Consider the following 18,343-nt stretch of genomic DNA (forward strand, 5'->3'; position numbering starts at 1 on the left):
TGCTTCCGGTCACCCCGGGTCTACGCGCGTCCCCCGGACGGCCCAGCCCGCGGCCCGTCCGGCGCACCCCGGTCGCGCCCGTCCGGTTCATGGCATTTGGTGTGAAGTGGCGGACGGGACGGGTGCCCCGGCCGCCTTCCTGCGGGAGTTCCGCAGGCTCAGCGCACTGGAGGAAGAAGTGCAGACCGACATCGACCCCCGGGACCTCATCGGCCACAAGGCGGTCGACCGCAACGGAGACAAGATCGGCACGGTCGACGAGGTGTACCTGGACGATGCCACCGGCCGGCCCGAATGGGCCGCCGTCCGGACCGGCATCTTCGGCAGGGACGCCTTCGTCCCGCTCACCACGAGCGAGTTCTCCGGCGACGAGCTCCGGGTGCCGTACGACAAGTCACTGGTGAAGGAGTCGCCGGACTTCGGCGTCGGCCAGCACCTGTCCCCCGCCCAGGAGCTCCAGCTCTACCGCTACTACGGCCTCGACACCCCGATGGACGGCCGCCCGGCCGGCGAGGACGGCGGACGGGCCGCGCAGCCCGACCTCGACTTCGGCACCACCCCGGCCGCGGCCCCGGCCGCCGTGACGACCGCCAAGCCGCTCGCCTTCCACTCCCCCGAGCCCGGCCCGGGCCCGACCACCACGGCCGCCGCACCCGTCATCAACCGCACCAAACCCGCCCCGGAGGTCAACGTGCGCACCGTCAGCACTCCCGCGCCGACCCCGGTCATGGAGCCGAAGCCGCAGCCCGCCCCGGCGGCGACCACCCCGACACCCGCCGGGAGCGCCGCCTCGTCCGCTCCCAGCGGCCCGGTCGAGATCACCTGCCGCGAGGAACGGCTGGACGTGACCACCGAGTGGCACACCGTGGGCACCGCGAAGCTGCGCAAGTACGTGACGACCGAGCAGGTGGAGCGCCGCGTCCCGGTGGTCCGCGAGCGAGTGCGGGTCGAACGGATGCCGCTCAGCGACGCCGAGCGCTCCACCCTCACCGAGAAGGAGATCGCCGAGGCCGTCGAGGAGGTCACCCTCCGTGAGGAACGCCCGGCGATCCGCAAGTACCTCGCCCCCATCGAGCGGGTCCGCCTCGTCGTCGAGCGCTACACCGCCGAGGAGGTGATCCGGGAGGAGCTCCGCCGCGAACACGTCGAGGTCCACGACGACACCACGCCGACCGACACCCCCACCCCGCCCCCGAACACCTCCCGCCCCGCCGCCCTACGCCCCCTCGTCTGACCCGCCCCACCAGGACCCCGGCCCCCAAGGCCGGGGTCCTCCCCTTTTCCCCGGCCCCACCCATGCACCAAAGTCCCCCACCCCCCACAGGCGCCCACTCGCCCCGCCCCACGGCCCCCCTTTGCCAAAGCTTAACCACTCGATATTTGACACTCTGAAGTATCTCCCTGCATGGTTACTTCAGTTCATTCACTATGTACGGGAGGAAGCAACCGTGAGTGAGGCACCCCAGCCCACCACCGCGGCCGAGAAGCAGAGCAGCGCCCGGGTCCTGCCGGCCCTCATCCTGGCGATGCTGTCGTTCAGCGTGGTGCAGACCGCGGTCGTCCCGATCCTGCCCTCGCTGGCCAAGGAACTGAGCGTCTCCGCGTCCAGCGTCACCTGGCTGATGACCGCCAACCTGCTGTCCGCCGCCGTGCTGACTCCCCTCCTCGGCCGCTTCGGCGACCTCCGGGGCCGTAAGCCGATGCTGCTGATCTCGCTGGCGGGCCTGGTCGCCGGTTCGGCGCTGGCAGTCAGCACCCACTCCTTCACCTGGCTGGTCGTCGCCCGCGTCCTGCAGGGCGCCGGCGGTGGCGTCATGCCGCTGGCGATCAGCATCGTCCGCGACGAGCTGCCCAAGCAGAAGGTGACCGGCGGCGTCGCCGCCATCAGCGCCTCGATGGGCGTCGGCTCCGGCCTCGGCCTGGTCGCCACCGGTCTGCTCCTGGAGCACTGGAGCTACAAGTCGATCTTCTGGATGGGCCTGGTCTTCGGCCTGATCGCGGTCGCCCTGGTCGCCTTCCGCGTCCCGTCCGACCCGGTCACCGACAAGGAGGGCGGCGCCGACCCGCTCGGCGCCCTCACCCTGGCCGGCTGGCTCTCCGCACTGCTGGTCGCGGTCAGCCAGGGCAACCACTGGGGCTGGACCTCCACCAAGACCCTCGGCCTGTTCGCCGTCGCCGCCGTCGTGGCCCTGATCTGGGGCGTCATCGAGACCAAGGTCGCGCACCCCCTCGTGGACATGAAGATGATGTCCCGCCCGGCGGTGGCCTTCACCAACATGGCGGGCCTGCTCATCGGCTTCGGCATGTACGGCTCCTTCATGGTCATCAGCAACTTCGCCCAGGCCCCGGAGAAGCTGACCCACTACGGCTTCACCGCCACCGTCCTGCACGCCGGTGTCATGCTGCTGCCGTCCGCGATCGGCTCGATGGTCGCCGCCCCGGTCGGCGCCCTGCTGATCGCCCGCCGCGGCCCGCGCCTGCCGCTGGTCCTCGGTGGTGTCCTCGGCGCCGTCGCAATGGCCTACCTGGCCCTGCGACACAGCCACGAGGGCGACATCTACACCGCCTCGGCGATCTTCGGTCTCGGCGTCGGCCTCGCGTTCGCCGCGATGCCGGCCTACATCAACGGCGCCGTGCCGGTCGAGCAGAGCGGCATCGCCAACGGCATGAACTCGGTGCTGCGGACCGTCGGTGGCGCGATCGGCACCGCCGTCATGGCCGCGATCCTGACCGGCGACACCATGAAGCTGCCGCCGCAGATCCCGCTCTCGCTGCCCACCCTGGACGCCTTCAAGCACGCGTTCTGGACCGCGGCCGTGGTCTGCATCATCGCCGGTGTGGTCCCGTTCCTGATCCGCACCGTCAAGCCCGCCGGCACCGCCGTCGCCGGCAGCCCGGCCCAGCAGGACGCCGGCGACAAGCTGGTCAAGACCGACGCCTGACGAGGCGTCCGGCCCCGCGCTCAGGGACAGGGCGCGGGGCCCGGGCCTCCGTGGTTCGCGAGGGCATCACGAAACCACGGGGTCCGGCACGGTGATACGGCCCCACCCGGTACTCCCCCACCGGGTGGGGCCGTTCTCGTATCTCATTCCCCGCCCGCGCCGCCGCCCTCACCCTCGCCCGCACCGCCGTCCTCCCCGCCCTCACCCCGGCGCAGCGGCAGCGGCCGGGACGCCTCCAGCGCCGGATCGTCCACCGCGAAGGTCCGTACCCGCCCCGGCTCGCTCCACGGCGTCTCGAACCGTACGGTGACCCGGCCGACGCCGCTGCCCTGCACCCAGCCCGGCCCGAACTCCGCGTGCCGCACGTCCTGCCCGGGCAGCCAGCGCCGCACCAGGACGGTCTCCCGCTCCTCGTCGGCTTCCTCGGCCTCGGCCGTCTCCTCCGCATGCTCCGCCGTCTCCTCCCGCAGGGCCTGCGCGAACAGGTCCTCCTGCGTGTAGTCGGCGAGTTGGGCGACGCCCACGCCGAGCAGCCGGACCCCGCCGGTGATGTCCACCTGCTCGGCCAGCCGGCGCGCGGTCGCGGTGATCACCGCTTCGTCGTCCGTGGGCCCGCCGAGCGTTTCCGAGCGGGTCAGCGTCGAGAAGTCGAACCGCCGCACCTTGAGTACGACCGTCCGCCCCGAGCGCCCGGCCGCCCGCAGCCGCCGCACGCACCGGGCGGCCAGCGCCTCCACCTCGCGCAGCACCCGTTCCCGGTCGGCCAGGTCCACCTCGTAGGTGTCCTCCACCGAGACGGACTTGGCGTCCTGGTCGGCCACCACTGGCCGCTCGTCGAGCCCTATCGACATCTGGTGGATGCCGGCGCCGTGCGCCCGCCCGAGCAGCTGGACCAGCTCCGTCTCCCCGGCGTCCGCGAGGTCGGCCACCGTGGTGAGCCCGGCCCGCCGCAGCACCTGCTCGGTGGCCGGCCCGATCCCGGGCAGCGCCCGCACCGGCATCGGCCCGAGGACGGCCCGCTCCTGCCCGGGCTCGACCAGCACCAGGCCGTCCGGCTTGGCCTGCTCGGAGGCGATCTTGGCCATCAGTTTGGACCCGGCCGCCCCGACCGAGCCGGTCAGCCCGGTCAGCCGCTGGATGTCCGCCCGCAGGTCCTCCGCCAGCGCGAGCACCAGCCGCTCGCCGGTCTCGTGGTCGGCCTGTGCCAGCACCGGGCCGTACGGACCGGCCTCCAGGTCCACGAAGGCCTCGTCCAGGCTGAGCGGCTGCACCAGCGGCGAGAGCTCCCGCAGCAGGCCCATCACGATGTCGCTGACGTACCGGTAGGCCTCGAACCGCCCGGCCAGGAAGGCCGCGTTGGGGCAGAGCCGGCGTGCCTGCGCCATCGGCATGGCCGAGTGCACCCCGAACTTCCGCGCCTCGTACGAGGCGGTGGAGACCACCCCGCGCCCGCCGAGCCCGCCGACGATCACCGGTTTCCCGCGCAGGCTCGGCTTGGCCGCCTGCTCCACCGCCGCGAAGAAGGCGTCCATGTCGAGGTGGATGATGCTCGGCAGAGATCGCACCCGCCGATCATCGCGCACGGGTCCGACAGTACGTACGAACCAGGCCGGCCCCGCAGCCGACGAGGAGGCCCCGGCGCCGGCCGCTACTTCTTCGCCGCGTGCGCCAGCGCCTTCGGGATGCCCTCCTCCTTGGGCCCGAGGAACACCGGGTCCGGCCGCAACCAGGCGTTGACCGCCGCCTTGCCCGCCCCCGCGACCTCCCGCAGCCCGCCGTACAGCCAGGTCTCGTCGTGCAGCTCCGGCACCCCGACCGCGTACGACCGGATGCCTGCCGCCTCGCACAGCGCCAGCGCCCGCCGGACGTGGAAGTCCTGGCTGACCAGCACCGCCCGGTCCACCCCGAAGATCCGGTGCGCCCGGGTGCAGGAGTTCCAGGTGTCGAAGCCCGCGTAGTCACGGACGACCCGCTCGGCCGGCACCCCGTGCTCGGTCAGGTAGGTGAACATCGCGTCGGGCTCGTCGTACTCGATCCGCCCGTTGTCGCCGGTCACCAGGATCGCCTGCACCTTGCCCTCGCGGTACAGGTCCACCGCGGCGACCAGCCGGTGCTCCAGGTACGGCGTGGGCCTGCCCTGGTCCAGCCCGGCACCGAAGACCACCGCGACCGGCGCGGACGGCGCGCTCTCCACCGTGCCCACCCGGTCCCCCGCCGAGACCCACAGCCAGGCACTGGGCGCCAGCGCCAGCGAGCAGAGCACCGTACCCACCTGGAACACCCTGCGCTGGGTCCTGCGCCGGCGCAGCCGTGTCGCCAACAGCCCGGCCCGGCGCCGCAGCAGCCTCGATATCCCCGTGCCCGACATCCCGGTGCCGACCCCCACATGCCCTCCCTCGTTCGCGTTACCAGGCAACACGACGGGGCCGCGGGCCCGAACGGTTCCCCGTCCGGGCCCGCGGCCCCGTCGAATGCGTGCTCAGACCGCCCGGTTGCGCCGCTGGGCGAGTTCGTCGGCCGGGTCGTTCCCGACCAGGGTCTCGCCGGTGTCGGTGCGCTCGGCGTGCAGCCGCCCGACGGTGAGCTCCAGCTCCTGCCAGACCGCTCCCACGGCGATACCGAAAACCCCCTGACCGCCCTTCAGCAGGTCCACCACCTGCTGGGGCGTGGTGCACTCGTACACCGTCGCGCCGTCGCACATCAGCGTCATCCCGGCCAGGTCGGCCTGCTCGGCCGCCTGCAGATGGGCGACGGCCACCCGGATGTTCTGCAGCGAGACGCCCGCGTCGAGCAGCCGCTTCACGATCTTGAGCAGCAGGATGTCGCGGAAGCTGTAGAGCCGTTGACTGGTCGCCGGGTACGCCGTACGGACGCTGGGCTCCAGCAGTCCGGTGCGGGCCCAGTAGTCCAGTTGGCGGTAGGTGATGCCGGCCGCCGCGCAGGCCGTCGGGCCGCGGAAGCCGATCAGTTCGGAGGTCGGGGCCAGCCGCTCGATGGCCGGCTGGCCGGCCTGCACGGCCGGGAACCTGCCCACCCGGGGAACGTCCGCGACGGTGCGGGCGGCGCGCGGCACGTGCACGGCGCACAGGCCTCCCGGGGCCGCGTCATCGCCGGTGCTGCTCATGCCTGCCTCCGTCCACTTGTGCTGCGGGCGATCCGACTGCGGGCATCGGTCACCCGGACAGCCACTCCTGACGGTAGGCAGTCCCCTATGACCCGTCAACGATCGCCACGCCGGGCCAGATAAACCACCTCACTCAGGAGAGTGGTTTTTCGTGCCCCTAGTGTGGGTAGATGGACGGTTTTTGGCAAAACGGCACACCGATCGGCCGCACCACCGGGCCGCGTTACTGCGGACCGCCGCCGCCGAAGTCCTCGGGCGAGACCTGGTCGAGGAACTCCCGGAACTTCTCGACCTCGTCCTCCTGCTCGTCCGGGATCGCGATGCCCGCCTCCGCGAGCACCTCCTCGCTCCCGTAGATGGGCGTGCCGGTCCGCAGCGCCAGCGCTATCGCGTCGGACGGCCGCGCACTCACCTCGACCCCACCGGCGAACACCAGCTCGGCGTAGAAGACGCCCTCCCGGAGGTCGGTGATCCGCACCTCGGTGAGCTGCTGGCCGAGCGCTTCCAGGACGTCCTTGAACAGGTCGTGCGTCAACGGGCGCACCGGCGTCATGCCCTGCTGGGCGAAGGCGATCGCGGTCGCCTCACCGGGGCCGATCCAGATCGGCAGGTAGCGATCTCCCCCGACCTCCCGCAGCAGCACGATCGGCTGGTTGGAAGGCATCTCCACTCGGACACCCACGACGTCGAGCTCATTCACACAGGCAACCCTATGGCTCCGGTCCCGGATATGAAAGCGCAGAGCCGACGCCCCTGGTCAGCGCGGTGCACCGGGCGCCCGCCGGCCGCCACGACCGCTACCCGCGGGTCCGCAGGCCGGCCTGGACCATGGCCGCGTGCAACCGGACGGACAGCGTCGCCAGCTCCCGCGCGGTGGCCTCGGCATGCGCCCTGGTCTGCGGGTTCCGGTGCCGGCGCAACGGCGCCACCACCTGTTCCACCAGCGCGATCTCGCGGTCGGCCGCCGCTTTCATGGCTCTCAGGTGCCGCGGCTCCAGTCCGTACCGGCCGAGTTCCGCGACCAGCCGGGCCACCTGCAGCGCCTCGCCGTCGTACCCGCCGTCCGGCCCCGGGGCGACCAGCCCGTACGACTCCCACTCGGCCAGTTCCTGCTCGCCGGCCTCGGCGGCGGCCAGCAGCTCGGCGCGCCCCAGCCGGACCCCGGACGGGACCTCGGCGGAGGCCACCAGCTCCCGGTCCGCCTCCTCCAGAGGCCCGGGCCGGGTGTCGGCCGCGGAGGGCAGCGCGGGTGGACTCTCGCCGCGCTCGATGGCGTCCAGGTGTTCGCGGATCACCCGCAGCGGCAGGTAGTGGTCCCGCTGCATCCGCAGGACGTAGGCCAGCCGCTCGACGTCGGCCGGGCTGAACTTGCGGTACCCCGAGGGCGTGCGCTGCGGCTCGACCAGCCCCTCCGCCTCCAGGAAGCGGATCTTGGAGATGGTGACCTCGGGGAAGTCGTCGCGCAGGAAGGCCAGCACCGCGCCGATGCTCAGCAGTTCGTCGGCGTCGCGCCGCCGCCCGGCGGGCCGCTCCGTCCGGACCGGCTGCCTGGGGCCCGCGACCACCCCGCGCCCGCCGCGGTCCGCCTGCGGACCGAACGCGGATGGGGTGGCCGCCCCGAGAGAAGATGAAGAAGTATTCGTATTCACTCGGGCTCCTGCCGACGTTGGTTTCAGTACCCCCGGTTGTGGCCGGCGAAGAACACCAGCCGGTACTTCCCGATCTGGACCTCGTCGCCGTTGGTCAGCGACACCTCGTCGATCCGCTCCCGGTTCACGTAGGTGCCGTTGAGGCTGCCCACGTCCGCGACGCTGAAGCCGGCCGGGGTGCGGCGGAACTCCACGTGACGGCGCGAGACCGTGACGTCGTCCAGGAAGATGTCCCCCTGCGGGTGACGCCCCGCCGTGGTGATGTCCGAGTCCAGCAGGAAGCGGCTGCCCGAGTTCGGGCCGCGCTGGACGATCAGCAGGGCCGAGCCCGGCGGCAGCGCGTCGATGGCGGACAGCACCTCGGCCGACAGGGCCGGCGTGGTACCGGTGCCGGTCGTGGTGGTGGGGTCGTACGACTCCAGCCCGGAGATGGAGATGGTCGACGTGGTCTCCGCCGCCCCCTCCGGCAGCAGGCCGCCGCGCAGCGCCGTGCCGCAGTTGGAACAGAACCGGGCCGAGGCCGGGTTCTGGTTGCCGCACCTGGGGCACGGAGTGGGGCCAGCCATGTTCACAGCCTCCTGGCGCGGCACACCCGACGGGTTGTGCCCGGCGTACGGGTCCGGAGCAAACCCTCCACCAGAGGTTGAGGGTCCTGACGGGAAACCTATGCGCGGGTCGCCGGAGGGGTCAACCGACGCGCCGTAGCCCGCCGGATTCCCCGCGTACTGGGCGGCGCCGCCGTCCCGGTACAGCTGCTGTCCTGCGTACGGCGCGGCCTCGGGGGCGGGTCGCATGCCCGGCACGGCGGGCTCGTCCTCCGGCCGGCGGTGCCGCGCGGTGGGCGCCTCGACGGCGGCCGCGTCACGGCTCTTGTTGCGACCGAACAACTTCGAGAAGAAACTCACGGGCGAATCCCCTTGCGTGTGACAGACCCGCCCGCGGGGCAGGGTGAGAACCTCGGACAGGCCGCGAGCCCGGTTGCGGCTCGGGCCCGCTGGAGTGGTACTCCGACGGTTGGTACGGCGGTTGTTGCTGCGGAGCGTACTGGCGCGAACCAGTCTCGCCCACGTGACGGCGGCGCCCCGCACCGGGTGCCGCCCGCCCGTGACGGGCCGTTCGTCGGGCGCCTCGTCACTTCGAAGCCGGCTTGGCGTACTGCGGCGTCTTCGGATCCACGAGGGCGTCGACGACCACCTTCTGCTGCTGGGTGATCGTCGCCCGCGCCTGGTTGCTCTCCAGCGTGCGGACGACACCTCCCGGGATGTTCAGCGCGGGCGTCAGGTCCTGCGGGTTCCCCACGACGGTGAACCGATAGGGCTGCGAGACCTTCTTCCCGTCGATCTGCACCCCACCGCCCGACTGGTCGGTGAAGTAGGTGTTGACCACCACGCGCACATCGTTGATCTGAATCGCCTCCGCCCCCGCCGCTCGAAGTTCCTGCAGGGTGTCCAGCAGCATATCTGCCTTCACCTGCCCTTGGGGATCATCGACCGTCAGTACGATGCCCGGACCAGTGGCCTTGACGGTACCGGCGAGAACACCCAGTTCCGTCACCTTCTTCCTGGTCTGCTCCTGGGCCTCCTTGGCCTGGTTGGAGCTGTTCTCCAACTTCGCCAGGGACTGCTCCAGCTCCGCCTTCTCCTGCTGGAGACGCTGCTGACGGCTGTCCAGTTCGTCGAGGATCCGGACCAGGTCCTCCTGGCGGGCGCCACGCAGCTGGCTGTGGTGGTCGTTGGTCGAACGCACCTGGATCGCGAGCCCCAGGCCGAGCGAGAACAGCAGCAGCGCCACCACCAGCTGACCGCGCGACAGCCGCGGCGGCCAGAGCGCCCCCTTGAGCCGACGGCGCCCGGAGTCCCGGTCCGCAACCGGCGACTCCTCGGCGATCTCCGCCGCCACGGGCTCCGGCTCCGGTTCCGGCGCGGGCGTCGACGCGGCAGCAGGCTCAGCGTCCGGCTCACCCTTCGGCTCCGGCTCACCCTTCGGCTCCGGCTCGGGCTCCGACTCCTTCGGCCCCTGCTCCGGCACGACCGGCTTCACCAGCCGGAGCGTCGGCTCCGGCAGCGGCCCGGGCCCGACCTCGGCCTCAAGCTCAGCCTTAGCGTCAGACTTCTCCCTGCCCGGGTCCTCCGCCACCGTCCCAGCAGCCGCGCCCACCGCCTCCGGACCGGCCGCCCCGGTCCCCTCCTCGGCGTCCACGGCCTCGTCCGACTCGGCCTCCTCGCCGGGCGCGGGCTCGGGCACGGCGGCAGCTTCCTCGGCGTCCACGCTCCCGGCCGGCACGGCCTCCCGGTCCTTCTTCTCCTCCTCCGCCGCCGCGCGGCCCTGCTCAGGCACGGAAGACATGGCGCCGGATCGCGGCCGCGTTGGAGAAGATGCGGATGCCGAGGACGACGACCACGCCGGTGGACAGCTGGGAGCCGACGCCCAGCTGGTCACCGAGGAAGACGATCAGTGCCGCGACCACCACGTTCGACAGGAACGAGACGATGAACACCTTGTCGTTGAAGATCCCGTCGAGCATCGCCCGGACACCGCCGAACACCGCGTCCAGCGCCGCGACCACCGCGATCGGCAGGTAGGGAACGACGGCGTCCGGCACCTCGGGTTGGACGAAGAGGCCGACGACCACCCCGATCACAAGACCCAGTACGGCAATCACGGTCTGGCTGCTCCTGTCGCTGTCGTGGTCTTGGCGGTCCCGGTGGGCGGACGCCGCTTGGCGGCCGTGCCACTACTACTCGCGGACGCTGAAGGGGTCAGTGAGGCCGACGGTGAGACGGACGCACTCGGGCTCTGGGAGGTTCCGGCGCCGGCCGAGGGGCTGCCGCTCGGCGCCTGGCCGGCGGGCGGCGTCGCCGTGGGCGAGGGCTCGGGCGTCACGGGCTGCGCGGTCCGCAGCGTCACCCCCACCGCCGCCGGCAGCGTCATGCTCTTCTGCGTGGAGAGCGTCGACTTGATGCCGTACTTCTCCTGCAGCAGCCGCAGGTACTGCCCGGCCATGGCGTTCTCGAAGGCGGCCAGCAGTTTCGGCCCGTCCCCGATCGCCTGGATGTTGTAGGGCGGCACCAGCGGCCGGTTGTCCACCAGGACGGCCTCGCCGGCGGCCCGGATCGCGGAGAGCGCCGTCAGCCGCTGGCCGTTGATCGCCACGGCCTCGGCCCCGGATCCCCAGAGGCCGTTCACCACCAGTTGCAGATCGCGGTCCCGCAGCCGGCCGCTGTTGGAGAAGCCCTGCCCGGCCCGCGGGTCGACGTTCCCCCCGAGGCCCGTCCCCGTGGCGTCCTCCAGCACCAGCTTCACGCCCGGACCGGTCACCTCGCCCAGCCCCACCGCGCCGGTCAGAGCACCCGGGTCACCGTTCCCCGCCGAGGCCAGCGCCTGCTGCTGCGTGCCGTCGACCTTGCGCCGCAGGTCCTGCACCTGCTTCTGCAGGTGGTCGGCCGAGGTGTTGCTGTCGTTGATCCGCTGGATCAGTGCGTCCCGTTCCTTGGCCAGCGTCGGCTCGGCCTTGCGCGCGTTCACCGCGCCCACCGTCACCACCGCTCCGACCAGCGCCAATCCGGCGCCCAGCGTGAGCAGCCCCCGCAGCGTCCCGGGTATCCGACTGTCGCGGGCACCACCACGGGCCGCGGCCGCCTCGGCGTAGCCCTCGTCCAGGCTGTGGTCCATCACGTTGGTCAGCAGGGACATCGAGGCGTCCGGACGGTTGTACCGCCCGTTCGGGGCACTCGGTGTCGGCATCGCTGGCATGGAAACCATCGTCCCATGGCGGCCGAGGGGCCCGTGCACGGGCCCTGAGCTGCACACACGCTGCACACATGACGGAAAGTGACGGAACATTCCGAATGAGGTGAAAACGGACAGCGGGGCGCACGAACCACACCGTGCGCCCCGCCGATCGGGTCCGCTCCGTTCTCAGCTGCGGGCCGTCACCGCCCGGCGCCGTCGACCACCGCCGCCCACTCGTCCAGCAGCGCCTCGGTCGCCTCGTCGTCCGGGCCCTCCGCCCAGAGGTGGGTGATCGCCTCGGCCGGGTCCGGCAGTACCAGCGTCCAGCGCCCGTCCGCCTCGACCACTCGCACACCGTCGGTGGTGTCCAGCCGCCGGCTCCCGGCCGCCTCCACCACCGAGCGCATGACCATGCCCTTGGCCGCCCACGGCGTCGCGATGTCCCGGTGCCGGATGTGAGCCTGCGGGATCCGCGCGTCGATCTGGCTGAGCGTGAGCTGCGTCCGCGCGACCAGGCCGACCAGCCGGACGAAGGCCGCGGCCCCGTCCAGCACACCGCTGAACTCGGGCACCACGAATCCACCGCGGCCGTCACCGCCGAACACCGTGCCCTCGGCGGAGGCCGCCTTGGCGAGGTCGTCCGGCGTCGTCGTGGTCCAGATGACCTGGGTGCCGTGGTACGCGGCGACCTGCTCGGCGATCCGGGTCGTGGTCACCGGCAGCGCCACCTGACCGCTGCGCCGCTCGGCGGCGACCAGGTCCAGCAGCACCAGCAGCGCCCGGTCGTCGTCGATCACCCGGCCCAGCTCGTCGACGAACGCGACACGCTCGCCGACCGGGTCGAACCGGACTCCGAAGGCCGCCCGCGAGGAGGCCACCAGCTCGCCGAGCCTGGCCAGCCCGGCCCGCCGCGTCTCCGCGTCCTCGGTCGGCCGCGCCTCGTCCAGCCCGCTGGAGACCGTGAGCGCCTCCACCCCGAGCCGGCCGAGGATGCTCGGCAGAACGAGGCCCGCGCTGCCGTGCGCGGTGTCCACGACCACCTTCAGCCCGGCCTCCCGGACCCCGGTGGTGTCGACCGTCCGCAGCAGGTTGCCCGCGTAGGAGTCGAAGACGCTGGACGGGAAGGTCAGGTCCCCGATCTCGCCGGGGAAGGCCCGCCGGTACTCCTGGCGCGCGTAGACCCGGTCGAGCTTGCGCTGCCCGGCCTGGGACAGGTCCGCCCCGCGCTCGTCGAAGAAGAGGATGTCCAGCGAGTCCGGCACCCCCGGCGTGGTCCGCAGGAAGATCCCGCCCGCACTCCCCCGCGCCGTGTGCTGCCGCGCCACCGGCATCGGCACGTTCTCCAGGTCCCGGACGTCGATCGCGGAAGTCTGCAGCGCCGAGATCATCGCCCGTTTGAGCGCACGCGCACCACGCGAGTGGTCACGCGCAATGGTGACGGTGGCCCCCTTCTTCAGGGTGGTCGCGTAGGCGCCCGCCAGCCGTACGGCCAGCTCCGGGGTGATCTCGACGTTCAGGATCCCCGAGACCCCGCGCAGGCCGAAGAGGTGCTCCTGGCCGCGCGACTCCCAGATCACCGAGGTGTTGACGACCGCGCCGGCCTCGATGGTCTTGAACGGGTAGACCCGGACGTTCGCCCCGATGATCGACTCCTCGCCGACCAGGCACTCGTCCCCGATCACCGCCCCGTCCTCGATCCGGGCGGCCCGCATCACATCGGTGTTCTTCCCGACCACGCAGCCGCGCAGATTGCTCTGCGGCCCGACGTACACGTTGTCGTGCACCACCGCCTTGTGCAGGAACGCGCCTCTCTTGACGACCACGTTGCTGCCCAGCACGGTGTGCTCGCGGATCTCGACCCCGGCCTCGACCTTGGCGTAGTCCCCGATGTACAGGGGCCCGCGCAGCACCGCCTCGGGGTCCACCTCGGCGCCCTCGGCGACCCAGACACCGGGCGAGATCTCGAACCCGTCGAGCTCGACGTCGACCTTGCCCTCCAGGACGTCCGCCTGGGCCTTCCCGTAGCTCTCGTGGGTGCCCACGTCCTCCCAGTAGCCCTCGGCGACGTAGCCGTAGACCCGCTTGCCCTCCTTCAACAGCTGCGGGAAGACATCGCTCGACCAGTCGACGGACTCACCCGCTGCGACGTAGTCGAAGACCTCGGGTTCCATCACGTAGATACCGGTGTTCACCGTGTCGGAGAAGACCTGCCCCCAGGTCGGCTTCTCCAGGAATCGCTCGACCCTTCCCTCGTCGTCCGTGATCGTGATCCCGAACTCCAGCGGATTCGGTACCCGGGTGAGACAGACGGTGACCAGGGCGTTCTTGCTGCGGTGAAAGTCGATCAATTCGGAGAGATCGAAGTCGGTCAGCGCGTCACCGGAGATCACCAGAAAGGAGTCGTCCTTGAGCGCGTCCTCGGCGTTCTTGACACTCCCCGCAGTGCCCAGTGGCGTCTCCTCGTGGGCATAGGTCAGATGCATGCCCAGCTCTTCGCCGTCACCGAAGTAGTTCTTGACCAGCGATGCCAGGAACTGGACCGTGACGACGGTGTCGGAGAGGCCGTGCCGCTTCAGCAGCCGAAGCACGTGCTCCATGATCGGCCTATTGGCGACCGGAAGCAGCGGCTTCGGCATGCTGGAGGTCATCGGGCGGAGTCGAGTGCCCTCGCCCCCTGCCATTACAACGGCTTTCATTACGGGTGCGTCCTCCTTCGCGGTGGTGGTGGACCAACAGGTCCATCAAACCGTTCCAGAGGGTTCTCTACCCGGAAGGTATCGTCCGACGCACCGATGGAGCGTGGGGCTTCTCTCAGATCGCGTCTCAGACTGCGGACGCGGAGCGCGCCGCACTCGCCTTGACGATCTGCCGCGCCTGAACCGCGTAGAGAATCGCGGCCCACCAGTAGAGGACGGTCCCCCACCAGATGAAGGCCCAGCTCACGACCTCGGCCGGCCGCGCGATCCAGCTGTCCACACTGCCGAGCAGCAGAAGCGGAAACGCGTACATCAGATTGAACGTCGCGGCCTTCCCCAGGAAACTCACCTGGAGCGGCCCGTAACCGTGCCGGTTGAGAATGGGCAGAAGCGCCGCGATAAACAGCTCCCGGGCCAGCAGAATCGCCGTCAGCCACCACGGCAGAATCTCACGCCAGGTCAATCCGACCAGCGTGGACAGCACATAGAGCCGGTCGGCCAGCGGATCCAGCAGCTGCCCCACCCGGCTGATCTGCCCCCATCGCCTGGCGAGCTTTCCGTCCAGGTAGTCGCTGACGCCGCTCAGCGCCAGGATCAACAGCGCCCAACCGTCATTGTTGGGTCCACCGAAGACCGGCCACAGAATGAGCCAGAGGAAGAGCGGTACACCGACCAGCCGGCCCATGCTCAGCAGGTTGGGGATGGTGAGGACGCGATCGGTCTGGACCCGCGTCTCCTGGACCTCCACCCGGGGCCTCCTGTCCGTGTGACGACAATGCACGTTGACCTTACAACAGAGAAGCCCCCGTCCGGTTCACCCGGCGGGGGCTTCTCTCGAAGAATTGTTCGGCGGCGTCCTACTCTCCCACAGGGTCCCCCCTGCAGTACCATCGGCGCTGTGAGGCTTAGCTTCCGGGTTCGGAATGTAACCGGGCGTTTCCCTCACGCTATGACCACCGAAACACTATGAAACTATCGACCCGCCGGCAGGGCGGTCGTTGTTTCAGAACAACACAGTGGACGCGAGCAACTGAGGACAAGCCCTCGGCCTATTAGTACCGGTCAACTCCACCCCTCACAGGGCTTCCATATCCGGCCTATCAACCCAGTCGTCTACTGGGAGCCTTACCCTCTCAAGGAGGTGGGAGTGCTCATCTCGAAGCAGGCTTCCCGCTTAGATGCTTTCAGCGGTTATCCCTCCCGAACGTAGCCAACCAGCCATGCCCTTGGCAGGACAACTGGCACACCAGAGGTTCGTCCGTCCCGGTCCTCTCGTACTAGGGACAGCCCTTCTCAACACTCCTACGCGCACAGCGGATAGGGACCGAACTGTCTCACGACGTTCTAAACCCAGCTCGCGTACCGCTTTAATGGGCGAACAGCCCAACCCTTGGGACCTACTCCAGCCCCAGGATGCGACGAGCCGACATCGAGGTGCCAAACCATCCCGTCGATATGGACTCTTGGGGAAGATCAGCCTGTTATCCCCGGGGTACCTTTTATCCGTTGAGCGACGGCGCTTCCACAAGCCACCGCCGGATCACTAGTCCCTACTTTCGTACCTGCTCGACCCGTCAGTCTCACAGTCAAGCTCCCTTGTGCACTTACACTCAACACCTGATTGCCAACCAGGCTGAGGGAACCTTTGGGCGCCTCCGTTACCCTTTAGGAGGCAACCGCCCCAGTTAAACTACCCACCAGACACTGTCCCTGATCCGGATCACGGACCCAGGTTAGACATCCAGCACGACCAGAGTGGTATTTCAACGACGACTCCACAACAACTGGCGTTGCCGCTTCAAAGTCTCCCACCTATCCTACACAAGCCGAACCGAACACCAATATCAAGCTATAGTAAAGGTCCCGGGGTCTTTCCGTCCTGCTGCGCGAAACGAGCATCTTTACTCGTAATGCAATTTCACCGGGCCTATGGTTGAGACAGTCGAGAAGTCGTTACGCCATTCGTGCAGGTCGGAACTTACCCGACAAGGAATTTCGCTACCTTAGGATGGTTATAGTTACCACCGCCGTTTACTGGCGCTTAAGTTCTCAGCTTCGCCTGGACGAATCCAAGCTAACCGGTCCCCTTAACGTTCCAGCACCGGGCAGGCGTCAGTCCGTATACATCGCCTTACGGCTTCGCACGGACCTGTGTTTTTAGTAAACAGTCGCTTCTCGCTGGTCTCTGCGGCCACCCCCAGCTCAAGGCGCAAGGCCCGTCACCAGGAATGGCCCCCCTTCTCCCGAAGTTACGGGGGCATTTTGCCGAGTTCCTTAACCATAGTTCACCCGAACGCCTCGGTATTCTCTACCTGACCACCTGAGTCGGTTTGGGGTACGGGCCGCCATGAAACTCGCTAGAGGCTTTTCTCGACAGCATAGGATCATCCACTTCACCACAATCGGCTCGGCATCAGGTCTCAGACTCTGTGAACGGCGGATTTGCCTACCGTTCGTCCTACACCCTTACCCCGGGACAACCACCGCCCGGGCTGGACTACCTTCCTGCGTCACCCCATCGCTCACCTACTACCCCGTTGGGTCACCGGCTCCACCACGTCCCATTGTCCGAAGACTCCGGGCCGGCTTCACGGGCTTAGCATCAAGAGGTTCAGCGTTGGCGCTTCAAAGCGGGTACGGGAATATCAACCCGTTGTCCATCGACTACGCCTGTCGGCCTCGCCTTAGGTCCCGACTTACCCTGGGCAGATCAGCTTGACCCAGGAACCCTTGGTCAATCGGCGCAAGAGTTTCCCACTCTTGTATCGCTACTCATGCCTGCATTCTCACTCGTATACCGTCCACGACTGGTTTCCACCGCCGCTTCACCCGGCACACGACGCTCCCCTACCCATCACAGCAGGCGTTGGCCCTCAATGCTGCAATGACACGACTTCGGTGATGTGCTTGAGCCCCGCTACATTGTCGGCGCGGAATCACTTGACCAGTGAGCTATTACGCACTCTTTCAAGGGTGGCTGCTTCTAAGCCAACCTCCTGGTTGTCTCTGCGACTCCACATCCTTTCCCACTTAGCACACGCTTAGGGACCTTAGTCGGTGTTCTGGGCTGTTTCCCTCTCGACCATGGAGCTTATCCCCCACAGTCTCACTGCCACGCTCTCACTTACCGGCATTCGGAGTTTGGCTAAGGTCAGTAACCCGGTAAGGCCCATCGCCTATCCAGTGCTCTACCTCCGGCAAGAAACACGTGACGCTGCACCTAAATGCATTTCGGGGAGAACCAGCTATCACGGAGTTTGATTGGCCTTTCACCCCTAACCACAGGTCATCCCCCAGGTTTTCAACCCTGGTGGGTTCGGTCCTCCACACGGTCTTACCCGCGCTTCAACCTGCCCATGGCTAGATCACTCCGCTTCGGGTCTTGGGCATGCAACTGGGTCGCCCTATTCGGACTCGCTTTCGCTACGGCTACCCCACACGGGTTAACCTCGCTACACACCGCAAACTCGCAGGCTCATTCTTCAAAAGGCACGCAGTCACGGCCCACCAGCAAGCTGATGAACGACGCTCCCACGGCTTGTAGGCACACGGTTTCAGGTACTATTTCACTCCGCTCCCGCGGTACTTTTCACCATTCCCTCACGGTACTATCCGCTATCGGTCACCAGGGAATATTTAGGCTTAGCGGGTGGTCCCGCCAGATTCACACGGGATTTCTCGGGCCCCGTGCTACTTGGGAGATGAGCAAGCAAGCCGTACAGATTTCGTCTACGGGGGTCTTACCCTCTACGCCGGACCTTTCGCATGTCCTTCGACTACCCATACGGTTTCTGACTCGCCCAGCCGCCGGCAGACGACTGAAGCTCATTCCCACAACCCCGCAATGGCAACCCCTGCCGGGTCTCACACCAAAACGGTTTAGCCTCATCCAGTTTCGCTCGCCACTACTCCCGGAATCACGGTTGTTTTCTCTTCCTGCGGGTACTGAGATGTTTCACTTCCCCGCGTTCCCTCCACACTGCCTATGTGTTCAGCAGCGGGTGACAGCCCATGACGACTGCCGGGTTTCCCCATTCGGAAACCCCCGGATCAAAGCCTGGTTGACGGCTCCCCGGGGACTATCGTGGCCTCCCACGTCCTTCATCGGTTCCTGGTGCCAAGGCATCCACCGTGCGCCCTTAAAAACTTGGCCACAGATGCTCGCGTCCACTGTGCAGTTCTCAAACAACGACCAGTCAC

Annotated in this window: 13 protein-coding genes and 2 rRNA genes; 2 read left to right on the top strand and 13 right to left on the bottom strand. The window is 68.7% G+C overall.

The annotated features are described in order from the left end of the window. Positions 1 to 106: 106 nt before the first annotated feature. Positions 107 to 1,234, top strand: coding sequence for a PRC and DUF2382 domain-containing protein (locus CRP52_RS03860; RefSeq protein WP_097235096.1), 1,128 nt, complete (start codon positions 107 to 109; stop codon positions 1,232 to 1,234). A gap of 214 nt (positions 1,235 to 1,448) precedes the next feature. Further along, the gene (locus CRP52_RS03865) at positions 1,449 to 2,942 is read left to right on the top strand and encodes an MFS transporter (RefSeq protein WP_097235097.1); all 1,494 of its coding nucleotides are present in this window, start codon (positions 1,449 to 1,451) and stop codon (positions 2,940 to 2,942) included. A gap of 143 nt (positions 2,943 to 3,085) precedes the next feature. On the opposite strand, the gene CRP52_RS03870 is transcribed toward CRP52_RS03865, so the two are convergent. The 13 genes from CRP52_RS03870 to CRP52_RS03930 form a co-directional block, all read right to left on the bottom strand. Further along, positions 3,086 to 4,507, bottom strand: a complete 1,422-nt coding sequence (locus CRP52_RS03870) for a DNA polymerase IV (RefSeq protein WP_097235098.1) — start codon at positions 4,505 to 4,507, stop codon at positions 3,086 to 3,088. A gap of 83 nt (positions 4,508 to 4,590) precedes the next feature. Continuing rightward, positions 4,591 to 5,310, bottom strand: coding sequence for a SanA/YdcF family protein (locus CRP52_RS03875; RefSeq protein WP_097239809.1), 720 nt, complete (start codon positions 5,308 to 5,310; stop codon positions 4,591 to 4,593). A 111-nt stretch (positions 5,311 to 5,421) separates the two neighbouring features. Then, complete coding sequence (locus tag CRP52_RS03880; protein WP_097235099.1) at positions 5,422 to 6,066, bottom strand: MerR family transcriptional regulator; 645 nt, start codon at positions 6,064 to 6,066, stop codon at positions 5,422 to 5,424. Between the two features lie 223 nt (positions 6,067 to 6,289). Further along, on the bottom strand, positions 6,290 to 6,766 hold the full coding sequence (locus CRP52_RS03885) for a bifunctional nuclease family protein (protein ID WP_030062493.1): 477 nt from the start codon (positions 6,764 to 6,766) through the stop codon (positions 6,290 to 6,292). A gap of 97 nt (positions 6,767 to 6,863) precedes the next feature. After that, positions 6,864 to 7,559 carry a transcriptional regulator FtsR gene (gene ftsR / locus CRP52_RS03890; protein WP_179853019.1) on the bottom strand — a complete coding sequence of 232 codons (696 nt, stop codon included), beginning with the start codon at positions 7,557 to 7,559 and terminating at the stop codon, positions 6,864 to 6,866. 179 nt (positions 7,560 to 7,738) lie between these two features. Next, the gene (locus CRP52_RS40745; protein ID WP_097235101.1) at positions 7,739 to 8,620 is read right to left on the bottom strand and encodes an FHA domain-containing protein; all 882 of its coding nucleotides are present in this window, start codon (positions 8,618 to 8,620) and stop codon (positions 7,739 to 7,741) included. A gap of 226 nt (positions 8,621 to 8,846) precedes the next feature. Beyond that, the gene (locus CRP52_RS03900; RefSeq protein WP_097239810.1) at positions 8,847 to 9,743 is read right to left on the bottom strand and encodes a DUF881 domain-containing protein; all 897 of its coding nucleotides are present in this window, start codon (positions 9,741 to 9,743) and stop codon (positions 8,847 to 8,849) included. A 301-nt stretch (positions 9,744 to 10,044) separates the two neighbouring features. Then, positions 10,045 to 10,377 (bottom strand): small basic family protein, encoded by a 333-nt coding sequence (locus CRP52_RS03905; RefSeq protein WP_030062488.1) that lies wholly within the window; start codon positions 10,375 to 10,377, stop codon positions 10,045 to 10,047. Next, positions 10,374 to 11,459, bottom strand: a complete 1,086-nt coding sequence (locus CRP52_RS03910) for a DUF881 domain-containing protein (RefSeq protein WP_373560451.1) — start codon at positions 11,457 to 11,459, stop codon at positions 10,374 to 10,376. Before CRP52_RS03910 ends, CRP52_RS03905 begins: the two co-directional genes overlap by 4 nt. Before the next feature lie 188 nt (positions 11,460 to 11,647). Continuing rightward, on the bottom strand, positions 11,648 to 14,143 hold the full coding sequence (locus CRP52_RS03915; protein ID WP_097235103.1) for a mannose-1-phosphate guanyltransferase: 2,496 nt from the start codon (positions 14,141 to 14,143) through the stop codon (positions 11,648 to 11,650). Positions 14,144 to 14,270: 127 nt separating this feature from the next. Further along, positions 14,271 to 14,891, bottom strand: a complete 621-nt coding sequence (gene pgsA / locus CRP52_RS03920) for a CDP-diacylglycerol--glycerol-3-phosphate 3-phosphatidyltransferase (protein WP_097235104.1) — start codon at positions 14,889 to 14,891, stop codon at positions 14,271 to 14,273. Between the two features lie 96 nt (positions 14,892 to 14,987). Further along, positions 14,988 to 15,104 (bottom strand): 5S ribosomal RNA (gene rrf, locus CRP52_RS03925). Positions 15,105 to 15,175: 71 nt separating this feature from the next. Next, positions 15,176 to 18,296: ribosomal RNA gene (locus CRP52_RS03930) — 23S ribosomal RNA — on the bottom strand. Between the last annotated feature and the right edge of the window lie 47 nt (positions 18,297 to 18,343).

It is taken from the genome of Streptomyces sp. 1331.2 (assembly GCF_900199205.1).
Lineage (GTDB): Bacteria > Actinomycetota > Actinomycetes > Streptomycetales > Streptomycetaceae > Kitasatospora.